Source organism: Pedobacter sp. N23S346 (assembly GCF_048515415.1).
Taxonomy (GTDB): Bacteria; Bacteroidota; Bacteroidia; order Sphingobacteriales; family Sphingobacteriaceae; genus Pedobacter.
Window position 1 is genome coordinate 144,332 of record NZ_JBLYEE010000009.1, and the last position, 11,671, is coordinate 156,002.

Sequence of the window (11,671 nt, forward strand, 5' to 3'; positions counted from 1 at the left end):
TTTCTCTTGATATTGATGAGGTCATATATATTTGGCATACATTAAAAGAAATTTCAGAACTTAAATATATACTTCATAGTATTAATAAGATTTACAGCACTGACTCTTCCATACAAAAATGTATTCAAGTACTGCGTAAAACATGTAACTATTTCTTCCTGAATGGGTTACTGAATTCTTCTTTTTTACAAAGAGGCTTTAATTTTCAATTCCCTCGATTCCTCAATTCCAGGCATATTGTCTTCTGCCCACTGGGTCAGGCTTTTTAGGTGAGGTATCAAGGAGCGGCCTCTTTCCGTAAGGTTATATTCTACTCTGGGTGGTATTTCAGGAAACGCTGTTCGCTTTACCAGCCCATCAGCCTCCAATGTTTTTAAAGTTACGGTCAGCATCTTTTGCGAAATATCCCCTACGCCCTTGTGCAGTTCATTAAAACGCATTTTATTTGTGCTCCCTAAAATAAGCAAGACAAGCATCGACCATTTGTCGCCGATACGGTCAAGCACATTCCTGATCGGGCATTGTCCCGTGCATTCTTCAAAATTTTTTTCGCTATTGTTCATTTTAAACTGCTGATTTTCAACACTACATACTTCAAGGTAAGTATAAAACCTTTCTGTGCCTTCTTGCTTAGCCTCCAGTAACTAATTATCTTTGACTTACCAAAAGTAATTAAATATTCTTTGGTACGCAATTTAGACATTTAATCAATTTACTATGAGCAAAATTTAGTAACAGGCGTTACAGGCCATTTAGGAAAAATTGTTGCCGGGCAATTATTGAAAGAAACAGCTGCTGAAAACATCGTAGCATTGGTAAGAAACAAAGAGAAAGCTGGGGATATAATATACAAAGGTATAGAAATCCGCATTGGTGATTTTGACGATATAGAAGCATTGGAGAAAGCCATGCAGGGAATTGAAAAGGTATTGCTGATTTCAGGTTCAGACCCTGTAAACCGTTTGGGGCAGCATAAAAACATGGTAGATACTGCTGTGAAAAAAGGCGTAAAACACATTGTTTACACCAGTGTTTCTTTAAAGGATTTCGACAGTTCTGCCAACCAGTTCCTGATGCAGAGCCATTTCCAGACGGAAGATTATATTAAGCAAAGTGGGCTGACTTATACATTTTTCAGGAATAACCTTTATACAGATGTAGTTCCAATGTACGGTGGCGAACAGGTTTTTGAAAACGGCATTACGGCACCTGCTGGCGATGGAAAAACAGCTTTTGCTTTGCGGAGCGATATTGGTAAAGCACTTGCAAAAGTATTGGTACAAGATGGCCATGAGAACAAAATCTATGACATTACAGGAAGCCAGGCTTACTCGTTCACTGATGTAGCCCAAACTTTGAGTGATCTTTCTGGTAAAAATGTAGTGTACAACGATTTGCCTGTAGAAGTTTATACAGCACAGCTTAAAACATTCGGTGTTCCGGAGGAATTTATCGGTTTAATGGCGGCTTTTGCTACGGATATTAAAAACGGACAACACGAAACAGTGAGCAGCGATTTAGCACAATTGCTGGGACACAAGCCTGCCGATTTGAAACAAAGCTTAAAAGAGATTTACGGATTATAATTTTTATAAATTATGAACCTTCCATGATTAAAATAATGATTAAACACATATGAGAATGATATTTTAATCATGGCAAGCTCCATCTGACCATTAAGAAAATAAAAATAAACAGATGAAATACAAACAATTGGGCAACACTGGGCTTAAGGTATCCGAACTTTGCCTGGGAACCATGACATTTGGTGGCGGCGGTTTCTGGACAGCCATTGGAACTTTGCCACAGGAGCAGGTAAACGGACTAGTAAAACAAGCCGTAGATGGAGGCATCAACTTTATTGATACTGCCAATGTTTATAGCGAAGGATTGAGCGAGCAGATGACCGGAAAGGCCATCAAAGACCTCGGATTGAACCGCTACGATTTGGTTTTAGCTACCAAAGTGTGCGGTAAAATGGGCGAAGGCATCAACAATATCGGTCTCAGCAGAAAGCAAATTCTGCAACAGGCCGACGAAAGCCTGCAACGTCTCGAAACAGACTATGTCGACCTGTACCAAATACACGCTTTTGACCCTTTAACACCGTTGGAAGAGACATTGGAAGCCCTGGATATTCTGGTGAAAAACGGGAAAGTCCGTTACATTGGATGCAGCAACCTCGCCGCTTGGCAGATTATGAAGGCCCTGGGTATTTCGGCACAAAACCATCTGAGCAAATTCGTATCGCTGCAAGCTTATTATACCGTTGCCGCAAGAGATTTAGAACGTGAAATTGTCCCGCTTTTGTTAGACCAAAAACTGGGACTGATGGTTTGGAGTCCCTTGGCAGGCGGATTATTGAGTGGAAAATATAACCGCAACACCGAGTTTACTGAAGGTCGAAGGGCACAGTTCGATTTCCCACCGATAAAGCTTGATAAAGCTTTCGATATTATTGATGTGATGGAAGTAATTGCCAACGAAAAGCAGGTAACTGTGGCGCAGATTGCATTGGCGTGGCTGTTGCACCAACCGGCGGTAACATCTGTAATTGTGGGAGCAAACAAGCCCGAACAACTGGCCGATAATATGAATGCCGTTAACGTACAACTTACTTCAGATGAACTCCAAAAACTGGATGAAGTTAGCGAATTGACACCCGAATATCCACATTGGATGATTGATATGCAAACTGCGAACAGGCTTTAAAATGAAATAAACCACAATAGACTGGAGGTCTGCAAGGTTAAATTGGAAAAATTAATCTGAGAAATTTTGCCGCAGATTCACAGATTTTAAATCGTTTTTAATCTGTGGCAAATAGTAGAATTAATAATAAAGCCTTTGTGAGTCTTAATAGTGAAAAATACTAATCCATTATGTCCAGAAGAAAATTCATCTCAGATTCCGTAAAAGCAGCCGCCTTTTTGGCTGCGGCTCCGTTAGCATCGCTTTCCGCAATGCCTCTTACAGAAAAAATTGAAACTGCCCGAAAAGATTTCCCCGATAACCTGAAGCAATTAGGCAAATTTGTTTTCCCGGAAAAATTCGGAATAGGCGGAACCGCTGCAGGAAATATTTTTAAGGAAAACAGCCACTTACAAATCGAAGCCGCTTTTGAAGCCGCCTGGAATACTGGATTACGGTATTACGATACCTCTCCTTTTTATGGAATGGGATTGAGCGAAAGACGTTTGGGGCATTTTCTCTACGGTAAAGACCGCAAAGAATATATCCTTTCTACCAAAGTAGGACGTATTATGGACCCTGACCCTGACTACAAACTCAGTCCGCTTTGGTGTGGCCCCCTAAATTTTAAATTCCATTATGATTATACCGCTGCGGGAGCAAGAAGGTCGGTAGAAGACAGTTTGCAAAGATTGGGCGTACCTTATCTGGATGTCGCTTTCATCCACGACCTTTCGCCAGATACACTGGGCAACCAATATGAAGAATATTTGAAAATTGCGCTTAAGGGTGCGATGCCAGAACTCATCAAAATGCGTCAGGAAGGCATCATCAAAGGTTGGGGATTGGGAGTGAACCTGCCCAATGCCATTGTTCCGACCATACAACAATCGGACCCCGATTTTATGCTTATTGCCACGAAATACAGTATGGTGGACCACGCTGAGGTAGTTAATGAAGTATTCCCCGAAATGAAAAAAACAGGCGTGAAGGGTATTATCGGAGCTCCGCTAAATTATGGTTTTCTGGCAGGTCGCGGACGTTTCAACTATGGTAACGATATTCCGGCAGAGATGGCTGCAAAACTGAAAGTAATAGAAGAAGTGGCTGCAAAATTCCGTATAGATGTTCGTACCGCAGCGTTGCAGTTTTCTGCCGCTCCCGACGAAGTGGCTGCCGTAATCCCCGGGACCAGCAATGCCATACATGCAATTGAAAACATTCAGTCGATGTCCGTAAAAATTCCCAACGAATTCTGGGCAGAACTCAAAAAAAGAAAAATAATCGAGCAGCAGGCTGCTGTTCCTAAAATTTAAAAAACATTTAATTACTCAAAAATGAAAAAAATACTTATCACCAATCTTTTGTTCGCTCTATGCGCTTTCGGCAGTCTTCACGCACAGGATGCGGTAACAGCGGCAAAAAATCCCGATGCACTTTTCACCAGCAAAAATCCGGTTTTGCACAAAAACAAACAGGCAGCATATCACATTGTAAAAGATCTTTTGGAAGCCAATCATTGGGAAATGGCCGATAAATACCTGACAGAAAGATATATCCAGCACAACCCTAATGCCGGAAACGGACGAGCGGCAGTAATACATTTTTTTACCCAGATATTGAAAGTAAAACCAACACCGATTCCTAAAAAAATGAAAACCCAGGTAGTATCGGTTGTAGCTGAAGGAGATTTGGTAACTGTTGCCTTCGTAAAAGAGGAAAAACATCCAACTGACCCTTCAAAAACCTATACCACCACTTGGTTTGACCAATGGCGTTTTGTGAATGGGAAAGCGGATGAGCATTGGGATGGGGCTTTATTAATGAAATAGATCGGAAAAACTATCTAACTTTTTTTTCCAAATGACTGGTTGGATGTTTTTATTCATTTGAAAAGAAAGAAACCTCTTATCTTAAGGCGAACGACGACATTGGATAGGAGCAGACTGGTTAATAGTATATAGAAATTCTAGTAAACTATTAATGTTGATCAAGATTACTTTAAATTTAAGTAAAAAAGGTACAGTGATGCTTACTGAATACAGTTATTTGTATTTCTGGGAAGTATACTGAACCTTTTTTGACCAGTCTTATTTGGGTGCCTGATCGGCAGAATAGTAGCGTGCTTAATTTCATCGATTACGAAGGAACTTTGTATCTTACCAACATTTAGAATGGTTGCCAATTTTTCGGATACAAAATTATTGTATTCCTCCAAATCCTGCAAGATCACTTTTGAGATAAAGAACAGTTTCCGAAAATTTATTTATCTTAATCGTTATGAAATCAATAGTTCAGTATCATTTTATCAATGAAAAATATGGGAAAACTTTACTGATAGATATTGTTCCGATTGCTGAAATCAATAAGTATATAGAAAAAGAACCCATCCACAGGCTTACTTTTTATGATATCACTTTTATAACCAATGGAAGTGAAAACGTTTTTATCAATCAAACTGAATTGCATGTTAGCGCAGGGGATGTGATCTGTTCTATTCCTGGTGAAATCTGGAGCTGGCCAAAACAGACCGCAATGCAAGGCTATGTATTGCTATTTGAAGAAGAATTTCTGTTTTCCTTCTTCAACGATAAACAGTTTTTAAACAAATTCAGGTATCTGAAACATGGTCGCTCTTCTCCGTTGATCCGGCTTAAGAAAAAGCTGTTTAAAGAAGTTGTAGCCTATCTGGAGCAAATAAAAGGTGAAATTCAATTGGGCGTTACCAGTAGTGAACATGTTCTGCGGGCATTGTTGTATCTAATCCTGGCACTTCTTGAACGGGCAGAGGCCGTAGCGGTCAAAACCATATATACAAATACGAAGGAAGAACAGGCAAACAGGCATATCCAGGCCTTCGTAAAACTGGTGGATGAACATTATCTACAATCACATGATGTTCAGTTCTTTGCTGATAAACTTTTTATAACGGCCAATTATCTAAACAGGATGGCGAAAGAGTATTTAGGATCTACTTCCAAATCGTATATACTAAATCGGGTTATTCAGGAAGCAAAAAACCTACTCAACTACACCAGCTTATCCGTTGCAGAGATCAGCAATCAATTAAAATTTGAAACGCCGAATTACTTTGTCCGTCTTTTCAGAAAGTATGTGGGGATAACACCAAAGCAATACCGAGATGAAAAATCTTGACCTCTGGATTTCAATTTTTCATTAACGCTTCAGGAAGATTCCTGCTGAAGTTTTGCTTTGTTCTTCTGCAACTTTGCCAAAGCGCTGTTGTTGCAATCTGTCGTATTCTTTTACATAATCGGGATGTTCTGTACCCATCATACGATCCCAGAAGCGAAAGTATAGTCCATAATTTCCTTTGAATTTACTGTGGTGCAGGTTGTGGTGCACCGAAGTATTCAGCACTTCAAATGCCCTGGTGTAGCGGAACGATTTCGGCATAATTTCATACCCGAGGTGGCCGTAAACATTAATCATAAAGCCTGTTACTGTAAACAGGAGGATGGTGAGCGGATGCATAGGCAACAGAATTACAATTGGTACCAATACCAATCCTTCGGTAATGGCTTCCAGTACATGAAAACTGTATGCGGTCCAAGGGGATGGGTTGGTGCTTTTATGGTGTACCAAATGGGTAAGTTTAAATAATTTTTTATGGTGTAATAAACGGTGCATCCAATAAAAATAAGTATCATGAATAATCAGGCTCAGCAATAAGGCAACACCAATGTACCAGATGGGAAAGTCGGTAATGTTTTCGTAAATTCTGGTATACTGACGTAAAGGCGTAAACACCAAACCAACGGCAATTAGCGTAAATACCAGCGTACTCTGCAGGGAATGCCATACCTCGTACATAAAATCTTTTTTAGATGCGATTTTTTGCTGAATCTTAAATTTACTCAGCTTTGCAGGCATGAGCAGGTAAAACAGCGCAAAGGGGATACCCGCCAGTATAAAATACCTGATGGCCGAAGCACTAAAAATACTGAGCGTTACTTCTATTATCTTTTCCATATTCATATCATTTTTCTACTCCAAAAGTAAAAAGCAGATCGCCTATGGCCAGTTAACAAAGGATAATTTAGGTGCTTAACAAAAGATAATTTAAGTGGATGTTTTTCCTCTGGTGTGCATCCTTTTGCGGATGCGGCTTAACGATACCGGAGTAATGCCGAGCATAGAGGCGATATATTTATCCGGAACCCGGTTTACCAGATCAAAGCGTTCTGCAAGCAGTTCGCGATAACGTTCTTCGGGCGATTGTGTTACAAAAGATTCCAGCATTTTTAAAGATTCTGCCAGCATTTTCATCAGAAAGAAGTTTCGAAGCGGTTCATATTCCGGATGGGTTTTCAGTATTTCTTCTAAAACATCATAATCTATTTGTAACAGTTTTACCGGCTCCAGCGCCCGGTAAATAAAGCGGGAAGGCTGGCGGTTAATAATGGTATCGTGCGAAGCAATAAATTGGCCTTCCCAACGCAAAAGCAGTGTAGCCTCATCGCCATTCTCTTTTATCGTATAGGTACGCATTACTCCTTGTTCAATAAAGGCAAGTCGTCTTGTGTTTTCTCCCTCCCGAATGTAGGCTTCATTCGCTTCCAGCAGTACCTGGGTAGTCATTGCAAACAAAGGCTGTGTATCGGCCGGCAGCACACCAGCCAGATCAAACAATAATTCCTGCAATGTATCTATAGAAGTTCCCATACGTAAATACCAACAGCCGGCATAACGGCATATGGCTAAATTAGAGATTCCGGGGCAAGCTTGCAAAGTATTATTTATTGCAGCTCATTTTTTGCCAAATGGCAAGGGGTTCAAAGTGTACTTTGACTAACTTACATGCATGAAAGAATTATTTGCATTTATCCTGAGGTTCGGAAATCTCAATCAACAACAGATCGACTTTATATCCAGCAAGGCTGTTAAAATGCAACTAACCAACAATGCATATTTTTCTGAAGCTGGAAAAATTGCCCGGGAAGTAGGTTTTGTGGTAGAAGGCATAGTTAGGGTGTGCTATTATAACAACAAGGGTGAAGAAATTACCAAGTATTTTATTGAGGAAAATAACCTGGTTGTAGACTTGGAAAGTTTTGATCTGGAGATTTATTCGGGTGCCTATGTGCAGGCCGTTACCGATTGTACCTTAATCGTTTTTCAGAAAAAAGACTGGCAGGAGCTGTTGCAAACCATTGTAGGTTTTGAAACCATCGTTCATAAAATCATTTCCCGGGCACTGATTCAAAAGGTAGAGCGAAGGAGTCCACTAGTATCAGAAGATGCCACCACACGCTATCTTAAATTCCTCGAAATTTACCCAACCGTAGCTAACCGCATTCCACTTTCCTATATTGCTTCTTATCTGGGGGTTACGCAATCTTCACTGAGCAGAATCAGAAAAAATATCCGGTAAATCGCTTTTTGCCTTATGGCAAATGATTCCAGAATCAATTGATGCAACTTTACCGCATCAAATTAAAGAAATAGAAAATGAAATCAGTATTAATAACAGGAGCCAACAGAAGCATTGGTCTAGAAACCGCCAAACAGCTTTCAGCAAAAGGATTATTCGTTTATCTGGGAAGCCGTAATCTCGAAAAAGGAGAAGCGATTGTAAATGGTCTCCACCTGCAGGGGTATGAAAATATTAAAGCAATCGCAATTGATGTCACCAATCCCGAATCCATATTGGTAGCCAAAAACAGCATAGAAAAGGAGCAGGGAAAACTGGATATCCTGATCAACAATGCAGGGATTCTCGGCGATAATCCACAAACCGCTGCCGAAACACCTGTCGAAAACATTCAGGACGTTTTTAATACCAATTTTTTCGGCGTAATTAGTGTAACACAGGCATTTCTGGATTTACTTAAAAATTCTGACAGTCCGAGAATTAGTAATATCACCTCCGGACTTGGATCATTAACCCTTCATAATGACCCTTCCTGGGATTATTATCACGTTAAAACTGCAGCTTACGGACCGTCAAAAGCTGCGTTAAATGCCTATACTATTGTGCTGGCTTATGAATTAAAAGATCTTCCTTTTAAGGTGAATGTAATTGATCCGGGCTATACCGCTACAGATTTTAACCAGCATAGTGGATCAGGCTCTGTGGAAAGTGCAGCCTCTTTTATTGTAAAACATACCCTTACTAATGAATCTGGTGCAACCGGAAAGTTTTTTAGCAATGATATAAAAGATGAAAGCGGCATCAGCCCCTGGTAGTTTTTTCTTAAAAGATGCCGGAAGCGGTGTTAATCATCATTTCAATGGCCCGTAAATTGCTGGCCATTGAAATATAAATTAATTTATTGCAAAACTTAAAAATAACACTTCGGTCTCCGGCTCTTTTTAGTTTCGATATAATAGCCTACCGAAATTTCATGCGAGCCGTAATCGTAATTACTCAGTTTATTCAGGCTATAATCATAACCATAACCAATGCGCAGGTTAGACCGAATAAAAAATTCGCTGATGAAACCAACCGCCGCCTTACTGTTCAAGCCGCGCTGCAGGTTTTCTTTAGGGTAAAGTTTTACCGAGGTTCGGTAAACTGCACCAAGCCAGAAACGCTCTTTAATCAATAAAAACGCATTTAAATCTAATGAGGTTGGGCCATGTAAATCATCTTTAATTAAAAATGTGGGTTTAAAAACAAAATCCACATTTACAGGAAATGCCATGCCTGCAGTGAGGTAGAAATGGGGTTGAACTTTTACGTTAAGCGCATTATAATCGCTAAATACGGATAATGATTTAGTCAGGAGGTTGTTGGCAGAAAAACCGATAAAAAACTTTTCGTTAGAATAATGTACACCGGCCCGTACATCGGGCATGGTTTGATTTACCACTCCTGTAATGATGCGGTTATCGCCCTCTTCGATAGGGTCTAACAAATTGCCGTTTAAGGAAGATTGGATTACGCCCACGCCTAAACCAAAGGCAAGGATATTGGTTTCAGTACGATCGAGTTTTATCCGGTAGGCAAAGTTTGCCGATGCATTTAAACTATTTTGTGCGCCAATTTTATCTTTGGTGATGATCATGCCAATGCCTAAACTTTCATCTTTAATTGCCTCATCTGCTGATAGGGAAAGGGTTTGTGGCGCTCCCCGAACGCCTGTCCATTGTGCTCTTGCAAAAGCCTGGAGATAAAGTTCTTCCTTATAACCCGCATAGGCAGGGTTAATGTATAGGCCATTAAATACATATTGCCCAAACTGGGCATCCTGCTGCGCCAAAAGCTTAGCAGCTGATGTAATCATAATTAAAACAAAAAATATTCCTCTCCAAATGCTCATGTTTATATATTTTATCATATTTACCGTATTACGGTTACATAACCTTTGTAATCTTGCCAGCCTGAAGTTCCGTTCTTTACTTTAACTATGTAGAAATAGGTTCCGTCTGCCAGTCCCGGGGCAGTCCAATCGTTCTGGTAGTGATTGGATTGGTAAACTGTACTTCCCCATCGGTTAATAATGGTCACTTCATTTGATTCAAAGGATTCCAGGTGTTGGATATAAAAAGTGTCATTCTTCCCGTCCCCATTAGGCGTAAAAACATTTGGTATTCTTAAACCTGAAATTTCTTTTTGATCGGTTGATTTATTATTGGCGAGGTTCGGATCAAATTCTGTTGCCGTAACCACTGCCGTATTGCTCACCATACCTGGCTGTTTAGACCTTACTTTAATTACCAGTTCAGCAAACTTACCATTGGCCAGCAAAGGGATGTTCCAGGTGATGGACTGTTTAAGCTGATCGAAGGTGGCCAAGCCATCTGTGGGTTGCCCCAGTTGTTCAAATGATAGGTTTTTTGGAAGTGCATCTTCAATCACCAGATGGGTGGCATCATTAGTACCATTATTTCTAACATTTAGATAATAATCAAAAACCTGGTCAATGACTACAATCTTTGATTCAGATCGCTTTGTTATGGCTACATCAGCAACAGGTCGACGTGGCACAATCACTTCTATTTCATTAGAAATATCAGAGATACAACCGAGCGTATTCCATGTGGCTACTCTATAAATCCCTGCAGTTGCGGTAATCAGTGTCTGGGTATTTTGCCCATTAACCAATACATCATCCTTATACCAGATATACGAAGCTGCCCCTGCCGAATTTGCACGCAAAACCACTGACGATCCTGGTGCGATCGCAATCGTTTGCCGCCCTTCGGGAGCAGTCTGGCTCATTGCTGTTTGTATAAAAAACAACATCATAGCCAATAACAGAAAGGAGAATTCCCTTCGCTTCATTTTACCTTATATTTCAGAAAATGTAACCTTCTACCTAGAAAGTAACTGCTGTGGCAGTACCTGTAAGGGTTCCTGGCGTAATGGTTGGTTTTGTTGGTTTAGCCGTAACTGTAATGTCATGATCGGCAGTTTGCGGGCAATAGTTTTTGCCGCCAATTACATAACCTACTTTTAACCTGTGTTTCTTTGTCCCAACTGTAGCTGGCGCTGATGGGGTATAATCTTTTGCCGTTGCACCAGATATTGCCGTTTCTGCATTTGCTCCATCAAGAGTATACCATTGATAGGCAAAGGCCTGAGTATTAGCATCCGGACTTGATACTTTGCCTTTTTGAGCAAGCGGACTTTCCAGACAGAAATCAGCTGGTGTAAAATCAACCACCAAAGGCTCAAGCACGTACACCGGTATTTCTTGCAATTCAGATTCACAGGCACCTGCTATGGTTGATTTAGAACTTAAATAATAGTAGCCGGTATTTAAATTCGCTGCTGGGATTTTTCCCGAAACCAGCGTAATGCCTGTACTTGGCGTAGTGGTTTGAGTTGCACTGTACTTTACAATCCACTCTCCTCCGGAAGGGGCGGGCGGCAGGGTCAGGTCTGATCCTTTACAGAATAGACTCACATCAGGAGTGGTTGGGAGTACCTGGGCAGATACTTTTGAGAATGCGCAGATGATTACGACGATAACTGCGAAGATTGTTTTTGTAGTTGAATTGTTCATGGGGA

General features: G+C 40.6%; 14 protein-coding genes. 7 read left to right on the plus strand and 7 right to left on the minus strand.

Annotated features, from left to right (window positions below):
* Positions 1–185: 185 nt before the first annotated feature.
* Positions 186–563, minus strand: coding sequence for a winged helix-turn-helix transcriptional regulator (locus ACN1CD_RS16425; protein WP_419131477.1), 378 nt, complete (start codon positions 561–563; stop codon positions 186–188).
* Between the two features lie 147 nt (positions 564–710).
* On the opposite strand from ACN1CD_RS16425, the gene ACN1CD_RS16430 reads away from it, so the two are divergent.
* From ACN1CD_RS16430 to ACN1CD_RS16445, 4 genes are all read left to right on the plus strand, one after another.
* Positions 711–1,586, plus strand: a complete 876-nt coding sequence (locus ACN1CD_RS16430) for an SDR family oxidoreductase (protein WP_419131551.1) — start codon at positions 711–713, stop codon at positions 1,584–1,586.
* Between the two features lie 112 nt (positions 1,587–1,698).
* A complete protein-coding gene (locus ACN1CD_RS16435; protein WP_419131478.1) occupies positions 1,699–2,712 on the plus strand; it encodes an aldo/keto reductase in 1,014 nt (337 codons plus the stop codon).
* Between the two features lie 170 nt (positions 2,713–2,882).
* A complete protein-coding gene (locus ACN1CD_RS16440; protein WP_419131479.1) occupies positions 2,883–4,007 on the plus strand; it encodes an aldo/keto reductase in 1,125 nt (374 codons plus the stop codon).
* Positions 4,008–4,028: 21 nt separating this feature from the next.
* Complete coding sequence (locus ACN1CD_RS16445; RefSeq protein ID WP_419131480.1) at positions 4,029–4,523, plus strand: nuclear transport factor 2 family protein; 495 nt, start codon at positions 4,029–4,031, stop codon at positions 4,521–4,523.
* A 200-nt stretch (positions 4,524–4,723) separates the two neighbouring features.
* On the opposite strand, the gene ACN1CD_RS16450 is transcribed toward ACN1CD_RS16445, so the two are convergent.
* Positions 4,724–4,924 carry a hypothetical protein gene (locus tag ACN1CD_RS16450; protein WP_419131481.1) on the minus strand — a complete coding sequence of 67 codons (201 nt, stop codon included), beginning with the start codon at positions 4,922–4,924 and terminating at the stop codon, positions 4,724–4,726.
* Positions 4,925–4,971: 47 nt separating this feature from the next.
* Here ACN1CD_RS16450 and ACN1CD_RS16455 point away from each other — a divergent pair, with 47 nt between their 5' ends.
* The gene (locus ACN1CD_RS16455) at positions 4,972–5,847 is read left to right on the plus strand and encodes a helix-turn-helix domain-containing protein (protein WP_419131482.1); all 876 of its coding nucleotides are present in this window, start codon (positions 4,972–4,974) and stop codon (positions 5,845–5,847) included.
* A 21-nt stretch (positions 5,848–5,868) separates the two neighbouring features.
* On the opposite strand, the gene ACN1CD_RS16460 is transcribed toward ACN1CD_RS16455, so the two are convergent.
* Both ACN1CD_RS16460 and ACN1CD_RS16465 read right to left on the minus strand, forming a co-directional pair.
* Entirely contained in the window at positions 5,869–6,684 is an 816-nt protein-coding gene (locus ACN1CD_RS16460) for a sterol desaturase family protein (RefSeq protein ID WP_419131483.1), read from the minus strand.
* 90 nt (positions 6,685–6,774) lie between these two features.
* On the minus strand, positions 6,775–7,377 hold the full coding sequence (locus tag ACN1CD_RS16465; protein ID WP_419131484.1) for a Crp/Fnr family transcriptional regulator: 603 nt from the start codon (positions 7,375–7,377) through the stop codon (positions 6,775–6,777).
* A gap of 139 nt (positions 7,378–7,516) precedes the next feature.
* On the opposite strand from ACN1CD_RS16465, the gene ACN1CD_RS16470 reads away from it, so the two are divergent.
* Together ACN1CD_RS16470 and ACN1CD_RS16475 are read left to right on the plus strand one after the other, a co-directional pair.
* Positions 7,517–8,086 (plus strand): Crp/Fnr family transcriptional regulator, encoded by a 570-nt coding sequence (locus ACN1CD_RS16470; protein WP_419131485.1) that lies wholly within the window; start codon positions 7,517–7,519, stop codon positions 8,084–8,086.
* Between the two features lie 77 nt (positions 8,087–8,163).
* Positions 8,164–8,901, plus strand: coding sequence for an SDR family NAD(P)-dependent oxidoreductase (locus ACN1CD_RS16475; protein ID WP_419131486.1), 738 nt, complete (start codon positions 8,164–8,166; stop codon positions 8,899–8,901).
* 95 nt (positions 8,902–8,996) lie between these two features.
* Here ACN1CD_RS16475 and ACN1CD_RS16480 read toward each other — a convergent pair whose 3' ends face one another.
* Genes ACN1CD_RS16480 through ACN1CD_RS16490 form a run of 3 tightly spaced genes read right to left on the minus strand, consistent with a single transcriptional unit; the run spans position 8,997 to position 11,666 of the window.
* Complete coding sequence (locus ACN1CD_RS16480) at positions 8,997–9,995, minus strand: type IX secretion system membrane protein PorP/SprF (RefSeq protein WP_419131487.1); 999 nt, start codon at positions 9,993–9,995, stop codon at positions 8,997–8,999.
* Positions 9,996–9,997: 2 nt separating this feature from the next.
* Complete coding sequence (locus tag ACN1CD_RS16485) at positions 9,998–10,942, minus strand: gliding motility-associated C-terminal domain-containing protein (RefSeq protein ID WP_419131488.1); 945 nt, start codon at positions 10,940–10,942, stop codon at positions 9,998–10,000.
* Positions 10,943–10,976: 34 nt separating this feature from the next.
* A complete protein-coding gene (locus tag ACN1CD_RS16490; RefSeq protein WP_419131489.1) occupies positions 10,977–11,666 on the minus strand; it encodes a hypothetical protein in 690 nt (229 codons plus the stop codon).
* Positions 11,667–11,671: the final 5 nt, after the last annotated feature.